The sequence below is a fragment of the Pseudomonas sp. GYB4201 genome (assembly GCF_056312595.1).
Window position 1 is genome coordinate 16,155 of sequence record NZ_JBWGIG010000057.1, and the last position, 20,676, is coordinate 36,830.

A 20,676-nucleotide genomic window follows, 5' to 3' on the forward strand; every position below is an offset into this window, starting at 1 on the left:
CTATTCCGCCGACGTATCCACGGCGCACGTACGTTAAAACCCAACGAACACTCTTGACTTCCCGTCCCTTTTCGACAAACACTTCTTTCGCAACTTAACAATCAGAAAGCTCACCCAAACCCATTAGGATCACGGGGAGATTTTCATGTCCAACTCAACAATAAATATCAATATTTTCGAAAACAAAGATACTGTAAAAAATAATGCACCGCCTGATACAAACACAGACACTACCGAGTTACCTACTGGCCCCACTTGCGAACTTTACCTCGTCGGATTACCGGTTGCCGCCGGCATAATTGAAGGCGTCAGTGCGCAAGACGAGGAAAGCACAGAGGGTCTTAATTGGTATTTGGATGGACAGCTCAATAACACTGGAAAATACTTTTACATAGCCCCCTGGATGTCGGGATCCTCAGTGGAATGCCGCTCGACCACTGCCACCAAATCCCTCCCTATCACCGAGACTTTTCAAAACATCACCCTTGAAGAGCACGAGCACAGTTTCATCAAGCAATTCGGGAATTTTACCATCCATTCTCCACAGCCTGCCGACCGAATATTTAGCGCCACCGCCAAGGCTTATGCCTTTCTTAATGCTCGGTACGAACTGACCATAGGCGGTAATACCAGCAACGGCGGCGTCCCGCCTGACTATTTTGAAACATACCTTAAAGCCAATGGCAGCGAATATGTCTTCACCACTGAAAAAGACATCGCCGTCTTAGTTCCTGTGTTGTCCAGTAATCGCTTGTTGGTGTGGGGCGCGAATGTGCCAACCACTATCCTATATCCCCTGTCTGATATACAGTCGGTCTATTGCTGCCGCGCCGCGGTGGCTTTTATATACCAGACAATCACGAGTTCAGGCCACACAATTGGCGCATTGGGGAATGCTGATAACGGTGCAACCATCCCTGACAGTGTACATCTCAGTCTCGCCAGCGATAACCCGGTAGCCATTTACGCCAGCGAAAATGCATTTGCCGTCCTGACATCCAACGGCAGGGTCCACGCCTGGGGACATGTCAATTTCGGCGGCACTATCAATGACGACGCCAAAGCCCTGTTGAGTGGCATTAGGGTGGTAAAAATTTTCAGCACTGCATCCGCTTTCTGCGCGGTAGGTGAAAATGGCGAGTTGGTTACATGGGGAAACCCAGCCAACGGCGGCAGCATCAGCGCTGCAGCCATTGCTGCCATTTATGACGATGGCGGGGCCGCTACGGTTGTCGCAGCTCAAACGGCGTTTTGTGCCCTGACGAGAACCCGGCGAAAAGCTGTCAGCTGGGGGCACGCAAGCCACGGCGGCACCATGAATGAACAGGCTGCCAGCCTGGCAAATCGCGGGAACATCATTCTCTGCAAAGCGGCCGCTTGGGCGTTCTGCATCATCAATCAGGAAGGCTTGGCCGAAGCATGGGGCAATCCTTACTTTGGTGGCTCCATGGCGTCAACTGCGGGATCAGGTATCAGTCAAACCGAGGACGCAAGCGCCAGCAGTGACGACGAACCGTCAGATCCACGCATGGAAATCAAAGCGCTCTTCAGCAATACCCTGCCGGTCGCACCCAAGGCGAGGCAAAGCGTCTCGTCGCGGTACATGGCGGCCGACGGCGAGATACATATCTATGCCAATGACGCAAGCTTCTGCATTATCAGCTGCCATCCCGACGGGCGGGCCCGGAATATCATCTGCTGGGGCTATGCAGCGTTTTCAGCACTCGCCAACTCAACCAAGCAAATACTATTGGCCAGCACCCTCCAACAAGTGTGCTGCAGCAATGGCGCGTACGCTGCGCTGACCACCCAGGGCTCCCGGCGTGGCTGTGTCGTGACATGGGGGGCTACCGCCAATGATGGGGGAGCGCTGCCAGTAAACTTGCGCTCGTCACTAAGCCACGACGTACTCGAAATCTATTCCATGAACGCCATGCCAGTAACGCCAGCCGCATCTGCGACGGCCAGTAGCTCGAGCTTCGCCGCACGCCTGGATGACACCTACGTATTTTGGGGCGGGGCAGTGGCTGCCGGTAGCGTGCCCATTCAAGCAGGGTAAGGGGCATACTGCCCCCTTGCCCCACCTGAAACTTGGCTAAAACGCCATGGCAGGCGCAGCTTTACTCGGAAGGATGGAACACGTGGTTATCCACGTTCCCGCCCCACAGCACATAGGCGCCACTGATATGCCGCGCCGCAAACGACGGATCGACGCGTACTGGCGTTGGGTTTACCGGCGGGGCGCGTTTGATGGAGTACATTTCGATCACCCCGCCACCGCGCAGCAGTTCACCCACCTCCGGTGGCACTGCGGGGATTTCACCTGCATCCTCCTGGGCCAGGGTGGCCCCCCACACGATGACTACCCCATGAGTATTGCCCTGGGAAACAATCAGGCCGTAAGCGCCGTTGGTACAGTAGACGGCGCGAATCTGGCTCGCCATCAGCGCCTGACGGATGTCTGCCGACATTGCGCCTCCACCATTGGCCTGCCCCCACACCCAAAGTTGGTTGGTAAACAGGTCTTCATCCTGCGCCATCAGGAAGAAGCTCGAGTCGTTGCCGAACGCGGTTACCACGCCGTCGCCGATGACAATCCGCGAAGACACCGACTTCACGCCACGGGCGAAGTTTACCGCCCACTCATCCGCTGCTGCCTCCTGGCCTTTAGCGAAGTTGAACCCCAGTTTCGATTTAAAGTAGCTCTCGATACTGTCCTTCACTGAGCGCCCCAGCAAATCTTCAACCCGTGCGGGCTGCACCTGATTGTTTTCAATCACCTGAGGGTCGTGCTCGTTGGCTTTGGTGACGGGGATTGTCCCCCCGGAATTGGCCACCCCCCACGCTTCCGCCTGGCCGAGCGCGTTAACCATGCAGAATGCCCAGGTAGCCACCCTGCACAGCACGATCCCGCCACGCGCGGCCAACCCTGCGGCGCCAGGCCCCATATTTCCGCCTTGCTCGGCATTGCCCCAGCTAACAGCCATGGAGCGTCCCTTGGTGATGGCGCAAAAGGCTGCTCGGTTGGCGATGATGTTCTTCACCCCGTTTTCTCGCAAGATAGTATCCAGGCGATCGGCAGGGATAGTGCCGCCGTTGGCCGCGTTACCCCAAGGCACAATCTGATAGTCAGCGTCGTCGATAGCACAAAAGGCGCTCATGTTTGCGATGATCCGCTTGACCTTGATGCGGTCCAGATAGGCTTGCGCATCCGCATTGATCAGCCCACCACTGGCTGCATTCCCCCACGCATAGACCTTGCCACTGCGCGTCAGTACGGCGAACGCCTCAAAGGTGGAGTAAATGGCATGCGGAGGGTCCGTCACCAGCTTCAGATGGATACTATCAGGCACCACCCCCCCATTCGCCGCGTTGCCTATCGCACCGATCCAGTGATTATCCGCGTTCATCTGGTTATAGATGTAAGCGAATGCAGTACCGTTCGCGTAGACCGAGTTGATATTGCGCAACTTGGCAAGGTCCAGGTTGGCAGGGATATTACCGCCCCACAGCAACAGCTGGTTGCGGAAGCTGGCCGCCACTGGAACTAGCGCGCCAAAGTCTCTTTCCGTGGAATACAACACCGTAGCAGGATTATTGGCGAGGTAAGACTTGATGGCATCGGGTACCACCGCACCGTAATCAACCTGACCGCGAACATGCACGCTCTTGGTAGGCGCATCAATCAGCGAAAATGCGCCGCCTGTGGAAACGAAAATCCGATCTGGTGGCTCCGGGACGTAAAACGAAAAGTTACCATGCTGCTTCATGAAGCAAGCTTCGTTCTCTTCATCGGTGATATTTTGAAAGCCAGTGACCGCAATTTTTGCAACTGAGGAAACCGGCGCACCAATTTCGCCCGACTGTGCAACGGGGGTGACGGTAAAGGTTATTTCCTTGCCGGCGTAAGCTGAAATGACATTAACAGCGATCGTCTCATTGACCACCCTGCCCTCGACCACCCATTGGTAATGCGACTGTCCCTCTGGGTTTTCAGGCACATTACGGTATCGGTAACTTCCATTTAATGTACCCCCCACTTGAGGTTCGCCGATAATTTCAACTGCCTCTGCAACGGGTGCTGCACGAACTTCACTCTTATCTGTTTTCATCGACTTTCTCCGGATGTGCCCTGAAGGCGGGCAGGCTTGCATGCTGTAACGCTCAGCCCTGTACGAGCTGAGTCAACTGTCCATCAAGATGCTGTAGATCTAAATTATCGAGCCCCCAGGCAATGACCTTTTCATCGCCTGTCAACACGATGAAGTTACCGCCAGCCTCATAAAGGGCTCGGCTGTCATTCCCGATGTATTCACCGCCCACTACGCCCCAGGAAATGGCAGAGCCGTCAGGCCGGATAGCAGCGAACGAGCCGTAGCCAGCCGTCAGGTAACTGGCCTGCAAGTTGGCAGGGACATTGGCGCCTTCGCTGGCGAGCCCCCAGCCCACCACCCGGTCGTCCAAGGTTTGCGCAGCGAATGCCGTGGTGCTGCCCACCACATGCTTGGCATTGGTAATGGCTGCGGGCAGTTGACCGCCGAACCGCGGGTCTCCCCAAGCAAGCACCTTCCCCTCCCCAGTCATCGCCGCAAAGGCGGAACTTGTAGAGACAATCAGTTGAACATTCGTCAGCTGTGCGGCTAGTTCAGCGGGAATGCTTCCACCGTCGGCTGCAAGCCCCCAGGCAACCACAGTGCGTTGACTGGTGAGCGCTGCGAAGGCGTTACCAGAGGCGCTGATACGCTGACTACCGCTTGCGGCGTGGACGTGCATTCCGTGAGGCCATTGCTCGCCTCCCCAACAGAATACTTCTCCATCTTCACGAAGCACCGCGAAGGCGTCGTTGCTTCCGATCACCTGTGTCACGGCGTGCAGCTGAGGCGCAATCAACGGGGGAATCAGCCCCCCGCCCAAGGGATCGCCCCAAGTAACGACTGAGCCATCGCCCCGCAGGGCGATGAACGCACGACCTGAGCAAGCAACGACTACAACCCCTGACAACCCGGGCGGTGCTAGCCCCCCAGCGTCCCTGCTCCCCCAGCAGGTTACCTGGCCGTCCGAGTGAATCGCAGCGTAAGCCTGAAGATTCGCCGCTACTGTGTGCACGCGAGCCAGCTGGGGCGGGGGGGCGATCTCACCGCTGGCGTTCCAGGCAAATACGGTACCGTCATTTTTAACCAAGCAACCGCTACGAACGGTAGAGTAACCACCAATACCCGCCACGTTTCGCGGGCGCAGCGAACTAATCCTGTCTAACTGCCCTTGCTCTGTCTGTATAACGGTCAGCTCGCGCTCTGGACAAACATCGAGAAAGGCTGGCCCAATCCGAATGTCGGGACGCCCGCTGTACTGCCAGTAAATGGTTCCCGTAGCACTGGCATCAAGCACCTCAAGGCGGCGCGGATTGGCGTGGTAGAAGGGGCCGGCATCGCTTCTGCCCCCTGAGACCGTCAGTTTCTGCAACGTCGGTGGGCCGATATTCAAAGTGGCACGATGCGAAGTACCAATGCGCACCCCACCCCGCTCGACCCGGTAATAAATAACGACTGCGCTTCCCAGGTTCGGCGCAATGTCCTTGAGGTAGATTAAAAGTGATGTGCTCGGACCGCCGCCCGCCACGTCCCAGGTGGAAAACAGCCCGCTAACCTCACCGACCCAGAAACAAGTGACTCTGTCACCGGCCAAAATCACACCGTTGTGGTCAACCTTCACGGTGGCATGGTTGGAAGGGAGCTGGGCAGGATCGAGGTAGTCGCCGGACGCCTCCAGCACGGATGGAGCGTCGAACAACTGGGCCTCTACTTCCACCCGCACAAAGGTCGTCTCAGACCAAGGTTGGCCTATGCCATCGCGAGACTCATTCTGGACTTCATCCCTTACTTTGTAGGCCACAGACAAGGCCGGGGCATCCCCAGCCTGGGTGATAACGTCACCCTCTACATGAATGACTACCCGCCTGCCGACTTCCTGCGCCAGCACCTGGCGCCTCACTTCAAGCTCCCCCCAACGCAGGGTGATCAGATCTCTCACCCGCATCTCGGGGTAAGGCGGAAGGGTAATGTCCAATCCATTGATGCCATGCTCGGGCAAGACCACGCTTACCGGCACCTCGGGGGCTGCGAGATTTTGATGGCCCGGCAGCGCCGGGTCCGGATCCTCGCCGCCTGGGCGAGTGAGTTTGACGAGAACTTGCAGATCGTCAGAGTCCTCCACAGCCCCACTAATCCGCCTAACCCGGTACCAGACCGCGGCCTGACCATTGCTGATTGATGCAGGGGGCACTTGCAGGTCAACGGGCTTGTCGACCTGATCCCGCTCTACGATCCTCGATACAGCAGCCACCGAACGGTCAGACCAGAACACATACAGTTCGTCACCAAAGGCCATGTTCAGATAAGGCTCGACTATCACCATCAGTCCGGCCCCACTGGACATCAAGGCGATATTGACGCCCGCGTCGCCCGGTATCTCATTCCCGTCATCGTCTTCGACGACGACCGGGATTGATTCCCCCAAAGGAATGCGCAAATCCTGAAGAACCAGGAAGGAATCGCCCCGGGCGGCAGATAAACTGGAATCGAGGGGGGCAAAGGTCGGCAAGGAAGGTGGTTTGGAGGAGGTCATTGTCGGTGTCCAGACTTTGGAAGGTGGACACCGATTAGATACCACGCCAGTGCGTGGAGTAACTGTCAGAACTATCAGGAGCTAAAGTGCCAGCATCTATGGGCGGGCAAACTTGGGCAATCGCGGGGTGCACTGGACGCAGCCTGCGGCAGCTGCTACGGGCTTGGGTTAAATCGCGGGCACAAAAAAAGCGACCCGAAGGTCGCTTTCTTTGTGCTTCAAGGAGTTCAAGGGCCTCGAAGCTTTGTATGGCGCAGCGGACGGGACTCGAACCCGCGACCCCCGGCGTGACAGGCCGGTATTCTAACCGACTGAACTACCGCTGCGTATCGCTTGCACTTGCGTGCAGTTGAAACAGGTCTGACCGAGACGTTTCGAGCTTCTCGATCTCTGACACGGCAAGGCCGAATCAGGTAAAAATGGCGCAGCGGACGGGACTCGAACCCGCGACCCCCGGCGTGACAGGCCGGTATTCTAACCGACTGAACTACCGCTGCGCAGTGCTGGACGCCTTCTCAGTAACAAGGCCTCCCCTCTTTGGGATGAAAGAGGATCAGAGTGGTGGGTGATGACGGGATCGAACCGCCGACCCTCTGCTTGTAAGGCAGATGCTCTCCCGGCTGAGCTAATCACCCTCTTGCCTCTCCAATGACGCGAACTTTACGCAGCCAACGAAGGTAAGTCAATAACTTTATTGAAGTTTTTTCAAAAAAGACGGTTTTCTTACCTCGCACCCCCCTCCATGGGGGCACCTTCTTCTATTCCTGGTAGATCATCTTGCGGGTCATGCCGCCGTCCACCACCAGCTCCTGCCCGGTGACGAAGCCGGCATTGCGCGACAGCAGCCACGCCACCAGCGCCGCCACGTCTTCCACGGTGCCCACGCGCCCTGCCGGATGCTGGGCGTGGTCGGCGTCGGACAGCGGTGCCGCGCGGCGCTCGGACGGGTCGCGGGCGTCGATCCAGCCCGGGCTCACGGCATTGACCCGGATCTCCGGGCCCAGGCTGATGGCCAGGGCGTGGGTCAGGGCAACCAGGCCGCCCTTGCTGGCCGCGTAGGCCTCGGTGTCGGGCTCGGACTGGCGCGAACGGGTGGACGCCAGGTTGACGATGGCGCCGCCGTGGGCACGCAGGTACGGCGCACAGTGCTTGGCCAGCAGCATCGGCCCACTGAGGTTCACCGCCAGTACGCGGTTCCACTTCTCCAGCGCCAGGGTTTCCAGCGTGGTGTTGTGGGGGTCGGTGATGGCGGCGTTGCACACCAGCGCGTCCAGGCGGCCGAACTGGCCCAGCACCTGGGCCACGCCAGCCTTGACCTGGGCTTCGTCGGCGACGTCCATGGCAATGAACAGCGCGTTCTCGCCCAGCACCTGGGCCACCTTGGGGCCGCGCACGCGGTCAAGGTCGGTGAGCACCACCTGCCAGCCCTCGGCGATCAGCCAGGCAGCGATGCCCAGGCCGATGCCGCGCGCCGCGCCTGTGACCAGGGCGACCCGGCCATTGTGGCTGGCGGTTTTCGCAGACCAGTCGATCACAATGCCGCCAGGCCGCGCGCGAGGTCGGCTTGCAGGTCGGCCACGTCTTCCAGGCCCACGGCCACGCGGATCAGGCTGTCACGGATGCCGGCGGCTTCACGCTCGGCAGGCGACAGGCGACCGTGGGACGTAGTGCCCGGGTGGGTGATGGTGGTCTTGCTGTCACCCAGGTTGGCGGTGATCGAAATCAGGCGGGTAGCGTCGATGAAGCGCCAGGCGCCCTCCTTGCCCCCCTTGACCTCGAAGCTGACCACGCCGCCGAAGCCGCCGCGCATCTGGCGCTTGGCCAGTTCGTGCTGCGGGTGGCTGGGCAGGCCGGCGTAGTGCACCTTCTCGATGCCGTCCTGCTGCTCCAGCCACTCGGCCAGGGCCTGGGCGCTGGCGCAGTGGGCGCGCATGCGCAGGTTCAGGGTTTCCAGGCCCTTGAGGAAGATCCAGGCGTTGAACGGGCTCAGCGAAGCACCGGCGGTACGCACCACGCCGACCATTTCCTTCATGTGCTCGGCACGGCCGGCGACCACGCCGCCCATGCAACGGCCCTGGCCGTCGATGAACTTGGTGGCCGAATGCACGACGATGTCGGCGCCCAGCTTCAGCGGCTGCTGCAGCGCAGGCGTGCTGAAGCAGTTGTCCACCACCAGCAGGGTGCCCTTGGCGTGGGCGATCTCGGCCAGGGCGGTGATGTCCACCAGCTCGGCCAGCGGGTTGGACGGCGACTCGACGAACAGCAGTTTGGTGTTGGGCTTGATGGCCGCGTCCCACCCTGCCAGGTTCGCCAGTGGCACGTAGTCCACCTCGATGCCAAAGCGCTTGAAGTACTTGTCGAACAGGCTGATGGTGGAGCCGAACACGCTCTGGGAGATCAGCACGTGGTCGCCGGCGCTGCACAGGCCCATGGCCACGGCGGTGATGGCGGCCATGCCGGTGGCGAAGCCCACGGCCTGCTCGGCGCCTTCCAAGGCGGCGATGCGCTCCTCGAACGAACGCACGGTGGGGTTGGTGTAGCGCGAGTAGACGTTGCCTGGCACTTCACCGGCAAAACGCGCCGCCGCGTCGGCCGCGGTGCGGAATACATAGCTGGAGGTGAAGAACAGCGGGTCGCTGTGTTCGCCTTCCGGCGTGCGGTGCTGACCGGCGCGCACGGCCAGGGTGTCGAAGCTGACCCCTTCCAGATCGCTGTCCAGTCGCCCGGCGTCCCATTCCTGTGTCATGCCGCTACTCCTAAAGCTGGTAATTAGAAAACGCAGACCGCAAGTCTACCAAATTCCGCTGGTGCAGGCCTGTAGCCGCTGCCGCCAGGCTGCGCTGGCCCTGTTCCACGCCGCAGATCTCCAGTGTACTGAAGGGACAGCGGCGCCTGGCGGCCGCCGCGACGAGAAAGTGAGGTACTCACAAAAACGCCCGGGCTCTTTGCAGAGGCCCGGGCGTCGTGGAACGCGCTACCGATCAGTTGTTATACAGGTCGATGATCGCGCTCACGGCCTGGGTCTTGATTTTCGAGGCGTCGTTGCGCGCCTGTTCGATCTTGTTCAGGTATTTCTCGTCGATGTCGCCGGTCACGTACTTGCCGTCGAACACCGCGCAGTCGAAGTGCTCGATCTTGACCTTGCCACCGCCAACAGCGTCGATCAGGTCCGGCAGGTCCTGGTAGATCAGCCAGTCGGCGCCGATCAGGTCGGCCACTTCCTGGGTGCTGCGGTTGTGCGCGATCAGCTCGTGGGCGCTTGGCATGTCGATGCCGTAGACGTTCGGGTAGCGAACGGCCGGGGCCGCCGAGCAGAAGTAGACGTTCTTGGCGCCGGCTTCACGGGCCATCTGGATGATCTGCTTGCAGGTGGTGCCGCGCACGATCGAGTCGTCCACCAGCATCACGTTCTTGCCGCGGAATTCCAGCTCGATGGCGTTGAGCTTCTGGCGTACCGATTTCTTGCGCGCGGCCTGGCCGGGCATGATGAAGGTACGGCCGATGTAGCGGTTCTTGACGAAGCCTTCGCGGAATTTCACGCCCAGGTGGTTCGCCAGCTCCAGGGCCGCGGTGCGGCTGGTGTCCGGGATCGGGATGACCACGTCGATGTCGTGCTCGGGACGCTCGCGCAGGATCTTCTCGGCCAGCTTCTCGCCCATGCGCAGGCGCGCCTTGTACACCGAGATGCCGTCGATGATCGAGTCAGGGCGGGCCAGGTACACGTGCTCGAAGATGCACGGCGCGTAGTGCGGGTTCGGCGCGCACTGGCGGGTGTGCAGCTTGCCGTCTTCGGTGATGTACACCGCTTCGCCCGGAGCCAGGTCGCGGATCAGGGTGAAGCCCAGCACGTCCAGGGACACGCTTTCGGAGGCGATCATGTACTCCACGCCTTCGTCGGTGTGACGCTGGCCGAAGACGATCGGACGAATGGCGTTCGGGTCGCGGAAGCCGACGATGCCGTAGCCGGTGATCATCGCCACCACGGCATAGCCGCCCTTGCAGCGCTTGTGCACGTCAGCCACCGCGGCGAACACGTCTTCCTCGGTAGGCTGCAGTTGCTTGCGCGTGGCCAGCTCGTGGGCGAACACGTTCAGCAACACTTCGGAGTCGGAGCTGGTGTTGACGTGACGCAGGTCCGATTCGTAGATTTCCTTGGCCAACTGTTCAACGTTGGTCAGGTTGCCGTTGTGCGCCAGGGTGATGCCATACGGCGAGTTGACATAGAACGGCTGGGCCTCGGCCGAGGTCGAGCTGCCCGCGGTCGGGTAGCGCACGTGGCCGATGCCCATGCTGCCCACCAGGCGCTGCATATGGCGCTGCTGGAACACATCACGCACCAACCCGTTGTCCTTGCGCAGGAATAACCGGCCATCATGGCTGGTCACAATACCGGCAGCGTCCTGGCCGCGGTGCTGGAGGACGGTTAGCGCGTCATACAGCGCCTGATTGACGTTCGACTTACCGACGATACCGACGATGCCACACATGCGACGCAACCCCTACTTAATGAATCTGAACTGAACAACCCGTCATTGACCCTTGTGAGCGGTCGGGAAGAGTTGATCCTTGAACGGAATATCAACTGGTGTGCTGATTCCGCTGGCGAGCCACTGGCTGGTCATCCCCAGAACGAGGTTTTTCGACCAGTCGGCGACCAATAGAAATTGGGGCACCAGCCGAGACTGTTGCCACCAGGTGTCTTGTTGAAACGGGCCCAGGCTCAGCAGCCCGACGCCGACGACCACCAGCAGGCCGCCGCGCGCCGCGCCGAAGGCGGTGCCCAGGAACCGATCGGTGCCGGACAGGCCGGTCACGCGGATCAGTTCACCAATGAGAAAGTTGACCATGGCGCCGACCAGCAGCGTGGCGACGAACAGGATGGCGCAGCCTGCGATCACGCGGGCAGAAGGCGTCTGGATGTAGCCTTCCAGGTATTGTGACAATGCGCCTCCGAACATCCAGGCGACCGCACCGGCAATGATCCAGGTGAGCAGAGACAAGGCTTCCTTGACGAAGCCGCGCTTCAAGCTGATCAAAGCGGAGATGGCGATAATCGCGAGTATCGCCCAGTCAACCCAGGTAAATGCCACGGTGCAGCCTGCAACAGGATAAGGCGGCGCATTTTAGCAGAGCGCCGCCTTATGGGTAAGCAGTGATTGCCAGCTGTTTAGTTGCGCTCTGGCTGGAACCGTACCACAAAACCCTTGACGTTCTGCTGGCGGCTGATCAGGTCACGCAGGCGCTCGGCCTCGGCGCGGTCGATCAGCGGCCCCACGAACACCCGGTTCATGCCGTCGGCCGAGCGCACATAGGCATTATAGCCCTGGGTGCGCAGGGATTTTTGCAGGCTGTCGGCGCCGCTGCGGCTGGACAGGCTGGCCAGTTGTACCGCCCAGCTCACCGGCAGGCCGTTGGCGTCGATCTTGCTGGCGGCCGTGTCGGCCTTGGCCACCGGCGCAGGCGCTGGAGCAGGCTTGGCCACGGGTGCAGGGGCTGGCTTGGGTGCCGGCGCTGGCGCCTGCGCCTGAACCTGGGCACGTGGGGCTGGAGCGACGACCGGCTGCGGCGCTACCGGCATCGAAGGCGGCGGCGCGGTGGGCGCAGCCTGGGCCTCCACCGATTCGGCGTCCTGGGGCAGGCTCTGCTGCTCAGGCACCGGCACCGGCTCGACCTTGACCTGCGGGACAACCGGCGCCTGCGGGGCTTCGGGCGCGTCCACGCGCACCTGGCGCAGCTCGTCCTGGCGGGAAAACAGCATGGGCAGGAAAATCACCGCCAGGGCGATCAGCACCAGGGCGCCTACCATGCGCTGTTTGAACACCTTATCCAGCAAAGCCATCCGCAACTTCCTCCGTGGCATGCCGGGCCAGCCACTCCAGGGCTTCGCCGACACAATAAAAAGATCCGAACAGCAGTATTTCATCATCCGCCGTTGCCAGGTCGCACTGGGCCTCGAGGGCCTGTTCGACGCTGGCATAGGACGCCACGGTCGCGCCAAGGTTCGCCAGGGCCTGCACCAGTTCGTCCGCCGGGCGCGTACGGCCGGTGGGCAGCGGCGCTACCGCCCACTGGGCGACATGGCTGGCCAGCGGCGCGATGACGCCGTCCAGGTCCTTGTCGGCCAGCAGGCCGAACACCGCCAGGCGCTTGCCCGCCGGTGGCCGGGCGGCCAGGCGGCGCGCCAGGTACTCGGCGGCGTGGGGATTGTGCCCCACGTCCAGCAACAGGTTCAGGGGCTTGCCTTTCCAGGTCACCTGGCGCCGATCCAGGCGGCCGGTGACGCGGGTGGCCAGCAAGGCGGCGACCAGTTGCTCACGCTGCCAAGGCAGGCCGGTCAGGGCATAGGCCTGCAGCGCCAGGGCGGCGTTTTCCATGGGCAGGTCCAGCAGCGGCAGGCCGTCCAGCACCAGCGCGTCGCCGGCCAGGGTGCGACCACGCCACTGCCACTGGCTGTCGCCGATGGTCAGGTCGTACGCATCGCCGCGCAAGAAGAACGGGCAGCCCAGCTCGGCCACCTTGTCCAGCACGGTGTGCGGTGGGTCGAGGTCGCCGCACAGGGCCGGATGGCCGGCACGCATGATGCCGGCCTTCTCGAAGCCCACGGATTCGCGGGTGTTGCCCAGGTAATCGGCGTGGTCCAGGCCCACGCTGGTGATCAGGGACAGGTCGGCGTCGATCAGGTTGACCGCGTCCAGCCGCCCGCCCAGGCCCACTTCCAGCACCACGGCGTCCAGCGCCGCCTGCTTGAACAGCCAGAAGGCTGCCAGGGTGCCCATTTCGAAGTAGGTCAGGGAAATTTCGCCACGGGCTGCTTCCAGGGCCGCGAAGGCCTCGCACAGCCGGGCATCGTCGACCTCCACGCCGTCGATCAGCACCCGCTCGTTGTAGCGCAGCAGGTGTGGCGAGGCGTAGACGCCGACTTTCAGGCCCTGGGCCTTGAGCAGCGAAGCGACAAAGGCGCAGGTCGAACCCTTGCCGTTGGTGCCGGTGACGGTAATCACCCGCGGCGCCAGGCGACCCAGGCCCAGCCGCGCCAGCACTTGCTGGCAACGGTCCAGGCCCATGTCGATGGCCGCCGGGTGCAACTGCTCAAGATAAGCGAGCCACTCGCCCAGGGTACGTTGCGTCATACAGTGGCAGGCGCCGGTGGAACCACCATCGGCTCGATAGGAGCGGCGACGAAGGTTGGAGTTGGCAGGCCCATCATCTGTGCCAGCAGGCTGCCCAGGCGTGGGCGCAGTTCCTGGCGCGAGACGATCATGTCGATGGCGCCGTGCTCCAGCAGGAATTCGCTGCGCTGGAAGCCTTCCGGCAGTTTTTCACGCACGGTCTGCTCGATCACGCGCGGGCCGGCGAAGCCGATCAGGGCCTTGGGTTCGGCGACGATCACGTCACCCAGCATGGCCAGGGAAGCGGACACACCACCGTACACCGGGTCGGTCAGCACGGAGATGAACGGCAGGCCTTCTTCACGCAGGCGTGCCAGCACGGCCGAGGTCTTGGCCATCTGCATCAGCGAGATCAGCGCTTCCTGCATGCGCGCGCCACCGGAGGCGGCGAAGCACACCATCGGGCAACGGTTTTCCAGGGCATAGTTGGCCGCGCGCACGAAGCGCTCGCCGACGATGGCACCCATGGAGCCGCCCATGAACGAGAATTCGAAGGCGCTGCACACCACCGGCATGCCCAGCAGGGTGCCGCTGATGGAGATCAGCGCGTCTTTCTCGCCGGTCTGCTTCTGGGCCGCGGTCAGGCGGTCCTTGTACTTCTTGCCGTCACGGAATTTCAGGCGGTCCACTGGCTCCAGGTCGGCGCCAAGCTCGTTGCGGCCTTCGGCGTCGAGGAAGATGTCCAGGCGCGCACGGGCGCCGATGCGCATGTGGTGGTTGCACTTGGGGCAAACGTCCAGGGTCTTTTCCAGCTCGGGACGGTACAGCACCGCCTCGCAGGACGGGCACTTGTGCCACAAGCCTTCAGGCACCGAGCTTTTCTTCACCTCGGAACGCATGATCGAAGGGATCAGTTTGTCTACCAACCAGTTGCTCATGCTTTATTTCTCCAGTAACGGGGACAGCTCGCGCGATCCCGCGCATGCCCTTGAGCTCAATTTAATTCGTGTAAAGGATGGGGAACTGCACGTGTGCGCTCGCGCCATCTTCAAATTTCGGATGGCCGACCCATCGGTCGCCATCGCCTTGCCAGAGGTATGGACGGTGGCAGATTGGCAACCGTCACATCCTTTGACGCCTGTAGCAGCGGCCGCCAGGCCGCGTCACTGACACCCGCGTGTTTCCTGCTGCACTGCGCGGGCCCGGGACGCAGCCTGCGGCAGCTGCTACGGGTCAGGTTCCCTTGACTGCTTGCATGAACGCCTCGATCTTTTCCGCGTCCTTGATGCCTTTCGCGGCCTCTACCCCGCCGCTGACGTCTACCGCATAAGGTTGCACCTGGGCGATGGCCTGGGCCACGTTGGCCGCCGACAGGCCGCCCGCCAGGATGACCGGCTTGCTCAGCCGCGCAGGCACCAGGCTCCAGTCGAACGCCTCGCCGGTGCCGCCCGGCACGCCGGCCACGAAGGTGTCGAGCAAAATGCCGCTGGCACCGCTGTACTGCTTGCAGATGGCTTCCAGGTCTTCGTCGGGGCGCACGCGCACGGCCTTGATGTACGGGCGGTGGTAACCCTCGCAGTCGGCCGGGGTCTCGTCGCCGTGGAACTGCAGCAGGTCCAGCGGCACCACTTCGAGGATCTCGTTCAGCTCGCAGCGGCTGGCATTGACGAACAACCCCACGGTGGTCACGAACGGCGGCAGCGCGCGGACAATGGCGCGCGCCTGCTCGGCCGTGACGGCCCGCGGGCTCTTGGCATAGAACACCAGGCCAATGGCATCGGCGCCCGCCTCGGCTGCGGCCAGCGCGTCCTCGATGCGGGTAATACCGCAGATTTTGCTGCGAACGGCGGACATATGCGGAAAAACCTCAGGAAGACGCCAAAGCTCTGGATGTTAGCAAATGGATTCCATGCCGTCAGCCCGGCAATGTATCGAAGCCTGTCAGGAAGTGCGGGCCGATGTAGCGCTCCGGCAGCGGGAACTCGTCGCGGTATTCCACCTGCACCAGGTACAGGCCGAACGGGTGCGCGGTCACGCCGCCCGCGCGGCGCTCGCGGCCTTCCAGCACTTCGCGCATCCACTCCACCGGGCGCTCGCCGGCGCCGATGGTCATCAGCACGCCGGCGATGTTGCGCACCATGTGGTGCAGGAAGGCGTTGGCGCGGATATCCAGCACGATCATCTTGCCGTGGCGGGTCACGCGGGCGTGGTGCATCTGCTTGATCGGCGACTTGGCCTGGCACTGGCCGGCGCGGAAGGCGCTGAAGTCATGGGTGCCGATCAGGTACTGGGCGGCCTCGGCCATGCGCTCCACGTCCAGCGGCCGGTGGTTCCAGGTGATCTCGTCGCCCAGGTGCGCGGGGCGGATCTGGTCGTTGTAGATCACGTAGCGGTAGCGCCGGGCGATGGCGGTGAAGCGCGCATGGAAGGTGGCCGGCATCTCCTTGGCCCAGGTCACGCTGATGTCGTGGGGCAGGTTGATGTTGGCGCCCATGGTCCAGGCCTTCATGGAGCGCACCGCGCGGGTGTCGAAGTGCACCACCTGGCCACAGGCGTGCACGCCGGCGTCGGTGCGGCCGGCGCACATCAGGTCGACGGGCGAGTCGGCGACGATCGACAGGGCCTTTTCCAGGGTTTCCTGCACGGTCAGCACGCCGCTGGCCTGGCGCTGCCAGCCGCGGTAGCGCGAGCCTTTGTATTCGACGCCCAGGGCGATGCGGGTGAAGCCTTCGGCAGCGACTTCGCTGGCCGATTGTTGAAGAATGTCCACGTGGTTCAAGCCTGTGATAAAGCGCAATGGCCGCCATTATACGGGGCCAGGGGGCAGAAACGACAACGGCAGCCACGCGGGCTGCCGTTGTCATGCTGCGGTGGCGGCCTCAGACCAGCCGCGAGAGCATCTCGCGCGCTTCGCTCTGCTGGCCCTCGGTGCCTTCCTTGACCACTTCGTCGAGGATGTCGCGGGCGCCGTCGTGGTCGCCCATCTCGATGTAGGCACGCGCCAGGTCGAGCTTGGTGGCGGCCTCGTCGGTGCCCGACAGGTAGTCGAAGTCGTCTTCGAACGGCGGCAGGTCGTCGAGGTTGTCGAGGTCGTCCAGCGCCGGCTTCTCCGGGGCCTTGAACGGCTCGGCGATGGGCGGGTGCTCCAGGCTGGCGGAGAGTTTGTCGAGCTCGGCGCTGACGTCACCCAGCTGCTCGTGCAGCTTGTCCGGGGCGGCCTTGGGCGCGGCGTCCATTTCCTCGGCCAGGGACAGGTCGAAGTCGTCCGGCAGCTCCAGGTCATCCACCGGTGCCGGCGGCACGTCGGGCTTGTCCAGGTTCAGCTCGGCCTCGAAATCTTCCAGCTGGGCTTCCAGCTCGGGGTCCAGGGTCGGCGCGGCCGGCTCGTCGTCGGCGATGGCCAGGTCGAAATCGGCCAGGTCGTCCACCGGCGGCGCTTCGGCAGGCGCGCTGTGCTCGGCCAGCAGCGCCTCGAAGTCCAGGTCGTCCTCTTCCAGGGCCGAAGGGGCCTCCACGGCAGGCGCAGGCTCGGCGGCTGCTTCCAGCGGCTGCGGGGCGTCCAGCACCAGGTCGTCGTCGAAGTCGGCGACGTCCAGGTCAGGTTCGGCCGGCTCGCCGAGGTCGTCGTCCAGGTTCAGGTCGAAGTCGCTGTCGAAGGTGTCGTCGATCGGGTCGGCGGCACCCGGCTCGTCCATCAGCAGGTCCTTGACGTACTGGGCGTCCAGCTCGGCGGCCACGGCGGCAGCGCCTGCAGCGGCCATGGCCACCCCGAGCATGGCCGGGAAGCGTGCTTTCAGCGCTTCCACGGCGTTGTGGTTCTGGCCGGTGGCAACCAGCTGGCGCTCTTCGCCGATGAAGGCGTTGCGGTCACCCTGGTGGGCGTAGACTTCCATCAGCTTGAGGCGCAGGTCGCTGCGCTCGGGCTGGGCCTTCACGGCCGGTTCCAGCAGCTCGGCGGCCTCGCCCAGGCGCCCTTCGGCCATCAGGCGGTCGGCCTCGGCCAGCAGGTCGGCTTCAGGGGCAACCACCGGCGCCACTTTTGGCTCGATGACCGAGGCCACCAGCGGTTCGACCACCGGCGCGGCAACCACCGGCTCGGCAGCCGGGCGCAGCGGCGGCGTGGGGATGATTTCGGACACCGGCGGCTGCACCACCGGCGCCGGCTCGGCGGCGGCCACGGCGGCAGCGGCAGACGCGGCGACCATGGCCGGCGCCAGCTTCACCGCGGGCGGCGGGGTTTCCAGGCCTTCGAAGCTGCTGGGCGGCAGGTCCAGGTCCTTGTCGAAGTCGGTTTCCTCGGCCAGGGCACGGGCCATGCGCATGTGCTTTTCGGCTTCCAGCTGGGCCTTGCGGCGACGCGCCAGCAGCAGCGCCGCCAGCAGCAGGATCAGCACCGCGGCGCCACCGATCAGGCCGAGCATGATCGGGCTGGTCAGGAACTTGCCGAACAGGCCAGGCTGCGCTTCGGCCGGGGCCGGGACTTCTACCGGTGCTGGGGCAGGTGCCGGCGCGGGGGTGGCCGCTTCCGGTGGCGTGGCGGGTGCGGCCGGGGCCGCCGGCGTGGCGGCATCCGGTGCCGGGGCCGGCGCAAGCTGGGCGTTGACGGCCGGGGCCGGCGTGGCGGCTGCGGCATCGGCGGCAGGCGCAGCCGGTGCGGCGGCGCTGGCGGCTTCCAGCTTGGCCAGTTGATCGTTCTTGAGCTGGATCAGCTTCTGCAGCTTGTCCAGCTGGCTCTGCAGGTCGCCCATGCGGCTTTTCAGCTCGGCATTGTCGCGGCGGGTGGCGTCGAGGTTTTCCTTGGCCTGGGCCAGGCGCGCCTGACGGTCGCCGGCCTTGCCCTGGCCGTTCTTGCCATCGGCAGCCACCAGGCTGAGCTTGTCGCCGGCCTCGGTCTGCGCCGGGGCGTTGCCGGTGCCGGTGCGGCGGGTAGCGTCCAGCTGCTGGGCGCGCGGGCCCAGGCGCCGGCCTTCACGCCAGGCGGCGTTCTGGCGGGCCACTTCGGCAATCGCCGGGCCCTGGCCCAGGGCGGTAGCTTGTGGAGCGTCCGGCAGGCGCAGCACCTGGCCGGTCTTGAGGCGGTTGATGTTGCCGTCGACGAAGGCGTCGGGGTTCAGCGCCTGGATCGCCAGCATGGTCTGCTGCACGGAGGCCGGCGGCACGGCGTTCTTCTGGGCAATGTCCCACAGGGTGTCGCGCTTGCCGGTGGTGTAGCCGCCTTCGCTGCCCTGGGTCTGGGTGGTGACCGCGGGGGTGGTGGCAGGCTGCACGGGGGCGGCGTTCTGCGGCCCGAACTTGCTGGAATCGACCAGCACGCTGTAGTCGCGCAACAGGCGGCCCTGGGGCCACAGCACCTGCACCAGGAACTTGAGCATCGGCTCGCTGACCGGCTGCTTCGAGGTCACGCGAATCACGCTGCGGCCGCCGCTGTTGATCACCGGGGTGAACGTCAGGTCATTGAGGATGGCATCGCGGTTCACGCCCGCTTTCTGGAATTCCTCGGGCGAGGCCAGGCTGGGCTTGATGTCGGCCGGCGCCAGGTCGCGAACGTCGAGCAGTTCGATCTCGGCCACCAGCGGCTGGTTGGCGGCCGATTTGAGGGTGACTTCACCCAGATCCAGTGCACGCGCCATACCGGAGGACAGCGCCGTAGCGGCGGCTATTGCTAACACCAGTTTGCGAACTTGAACCATGGCCTAATCCTTGTTTGAACATTTCCTCGGCAAGCGAGAAGAAGTGAAAAGCTGCCTGGAGGCAGCTCACCTCAAGCAATCGGCCCGGCGCTTGGCACCGGGCTAGAATCATTATGCAAATTGTTGCCAAGTATCTTTTACAGCAGGTCTTTTATCAACAACTCAGCCAGCTGCACGGCGTTTAGCGCGGCGCCCTTGCGCACGTTATCGAGCGTAGCCCAAAGGTTGAGTTCGCAGGGGTCATCAATGCCGGTGCGCACGCGACCAACATAGACCACATCCTGGCCCACCGCGTCACCGACCGGGGTGGGGTAGTCCCCCTCCTCCACCAGCTCCACGCCCTCGGCGCCGTCCAGCGCGGCGTTCACCGCTGCCAGGTCGACGGCAGCCTCGGTCTGCAGCGACACAGTGAGGCTATCGCCAAAAAACACCGGAGCTTGAACGCAAGTCACGGAAATCTTTAGCAAAGGCAGCTGCAGCAGCTCGCGCAGCTCGCTCACCAGGCGGCGCTCCAGGCCGACATGGCCCTGGGCATCCGGCTTGCCCACCTGGGGCAGCAGGTTGAACGCCACCTGGCGGTCGAAGAAACGTGGCTCCAGCGGGCGAGCGTTGAGCAGCTCGGCGGTCTGGCGCGCCAGCTCGCTGACGGCCTCGCGGCCCAGCGCCGACACGGCCATGGCAACGGTGACATTGACCCGCACCAGGGCCAATTGTTCACGCAGCGGCGCCAGGATCAGCGCCAGCGCCACCGCGCTGGAGCTGGGGCTGCCGACCTGCACCGGCGCCTGCAGGGTGGCCAGCACCTCGCCATTGGCCTCCGGCACCACGTGCGGCGCCGCCAGCTCGCCGGACAGGTCGATGACCGTGCAACCGGCTGCCGTGGCCTTGGCGGCGAAGCTGCGGGTCACGGCGGCGCCCGCCGCGAAGAACGCCACGCGCACCTGCTTGAAATCGAACTGCTCCACCTCGCGCACCCGCACGTTCTTGCCGCGGAACGGCACCGAGGCGCCGGCCGATTCGATGCTGGCCAGCAGGTGCAGGTTGCCCACCGGGAAATCACGCTCCTCGAGGACCTGCACCAGGGTTTCGCCGACGGTACCGGTGGCGCCAATGATGGCGATGTCGAAAGTCTGGGTCATGGGAGGTTCCTCGGGGAGTTGGCAGGGGGGCGGCACTTTACTGGATTGGCTGCCCTTGTGGGAAATTTCGCTAAAAACACCGTAGCCGCTGCCGCCAGGCTGCGCGGGGCCCGG

Annotated in this window: 14 protein-coding genes and 3 tRNA genes; 1 reads left to right on the top strand and 16 read right to left on the bottom strand. The window is 63.4% G+C overall.

Features of this window, described 5'->3' with window-relative positions:
* Positions 1-145 precede the first annotated feature (145 nt).
* Positions 146-2,059 carry an RCC1 domain-containing protein gene (locus tag AC0Z2B_RS30620; protein WP_476301728.1) on the top strand — a complete coding sequence of 638 codons (1,914 nt, stop codon included), beginning with the start codon at positions 146-148 and terminating at the stop codon, positions 2,057-2,059.
* 61 nt (positions 2,060-2,120) lie between these two features.
* Here the strand turns inward: AC0Z2B_RS30620 and AC0Z2B_RS30625 are convergent, their stop codons facing one another.
* The 16 genes from AC0Z2B_RS30625 to AC0Z2B_RS30700 all read right to left on the bottom strand — a co-directional run bounded on the left by AC0Z2B_RS30625 (position 2,121) and on the right by AC0Z2B_RS30700 (position 20,562).
* Complete coding sequence (locus AC0Z2B_RS30625; RefSeq protein WP_476301730.1) at positions 2,121-4,112, bottom strand: hypothetical protein; 1,992 nt, start codon at positions 4,110-4,112, stop codon at positions 2,121-2,123.
* A 52-nt stretch (positions 4,113-4,164) separates the two neighbouring features.
* Entirely contained in the window at positions 4,165-6,624 is a 2,460-nt protein-coding gene (locus AC0Z2B_RS30630; RefSeq protein WP_476301732.1) for an RCC1 domain-containing protein, read from the bottom strand.
* A 249-nt stretch (positions 6,625-6,873) separates the two neighbouring features.
* Positions 6,874-6,950, bottom strand: a tRNA-Asp gene (locus AC0Z2B_RS30635).
* 94 nt (positions 6,951-7,044) lie between these two features.
* Positions 7,045-7,121, bottom strand: a tRNA-Asp gene (locus AC0Z2B_RS30640).
* Positions 7,122-7,183: 62 nt separating this feature from the next.
* A tRNA-Val gene (locus tag AC0Z2B_RS30645) sits at positions 7,184-7,259 on the bottom strand.
* A 123-nt stretch (positions 7,260-7,382) separates the two neighbouring features.
* On the bottom strand, positions 7,383-8,159 hold the full coding sequence (locus AC0Z2B_RS30650; RefSeq protein WP_476301734.1) for an SDR family oxidoreductase: 777 nt from the start codon (positions 8,157-8,159) through the stop codon (positions 7,383-7,385).
* Positions 8,156-9,370 carry an O-succinylhomoserine sulfhydrylase gene (locus tag AC0Z2B_RS30655; protein WP_027981620.1) on the bottom strand — a complete coding sequence of 405 codons (1,215 nt, stop codon included), beginning with the start codon at positions 9,368-9,370 and terminating at the stop codon, positions 8,156-8,158. Before AC0Z2B_RS30655 ends, AC0Z2B_RS30650 begins: the two co-directional genes overlap by 4 nt.
* Positions 9,371-9,605: 235 nt before the next feature.
* Entirely contained in the window at positions 9,606-11,111 is a 1,506-nt protein-coding gene (gene purF, locus AC0Z2B_RS30660; RefSeq protein WP_416426013.1) for an amidophosphoribosyltransferase, read from the bottom strand.
* Positions 11,112-11,153: 42 nt separating this feature from the next.
* Positions 11,154-11,714 carry a CvpA family protein gene (locus AC0Z2B_RS30665; RefSeq protein ID WP_416426015.1) on the bottom strand — a complete coding sequence of 187 codons (561 nt, stop codon included), beginning with the start codon at positions 11,712-11,714 and terminating at the stop codon, positions 11,154-11,156.
* A gap of 77 nt (positions 11,715-11,791) precedes the next feature.
* Positions 11,792-12,463, bottom strand: coding sequence for an SPOR domain-containing protein (locus AC0Z2B_RS30670; RefSeq protein ID WP_476301736.1), 672 nt, complete (start codon positions 12,461-12,463; stop codon positions 11,792-11,794).
* Positions 12,447-13,754: a bifunctional tetrahydrofolate synthase/dihydrofolate synthase gene (gene folC / locus AC0Z2B_RS30675; protein ID WP_473003939.1), complete on the bottom strand. Its 1,308-nt coding sequence runs from the start codon at positions 13,752-13,754 to the stop codon at positions 12,447-12,449. Before folC ends, AC0Z2B_RS30670 begins: the two co-directional genes overlap by 17 nt.
* Positions 13,751-14,671 carry an acetyl-CoA carboxylase, carboxyltransferase subunit beta gene (gene accD, locus AC0Z2B_RS30680; RefSeq protein WP_416426021.1) on the bottom strand — a complete coding sequence of 307 codons (921 nt, stop codon included), beginning with the start codon at positions 14,669-14,671 and terminating at the stop codon, positions 13,751-13,753. The genes folC and accD overlap by 4 nt, the downstream gene beginning before the upstream one ends.
* A 295-nt stretch (positions 14,672-14,966) precedes the next feature.
* A complete protein-coding gene (locus AC0Z2B_RS30685) occupies positions 14,967-15,587 on the bottom strand; it encodes a phosphoribosylanthranilate isomerase (RefSeq protein ID WP_476301738.1) in 621 nt (206 codons plus the stop codon).
* A gap of 61 nt (positions 15,588-15,648) precedes the next feature.
* On the bottom strand, positions 15,649-16,503 hold the full coding sequence (gene truA / locus AC0Z2B_RS30690; protein ID WP_475506132.1) for a tRNA pseudouridine(38-40) synthase TruA: 855 nt from the start codon (positions 16,501-16,503) through the stop codon (positions 15,649-15,651).
* 109 nt (positions 16,504-16,612) lie between these two features.
* A complete protein-coding gene (locus AC0Z2B_RS30695; RefSeq protein WP_476301740.1) occupies positions 16,613-19,423 on the bottom strand; it encodes a FimV/HubP family polar landmark protein in 2,811 nt (936 codons plus the stop codon).
* Positions 19,424-19,560: 137 nt separating this feature from the next.
* Positions 19,561-20,562, bottom strand: coding sequence for an aspartate-semialdehyde dehydrogenase (locus tag AC0Z2B_RS30700; protein ID WP_476301742.1), 1,002 nt, complete (start codon positions 20,560-20,562; stop codon positions 19,561-19,563).
* Positions 20,563-20,676 lie beyond the last annotated feature (114 nt).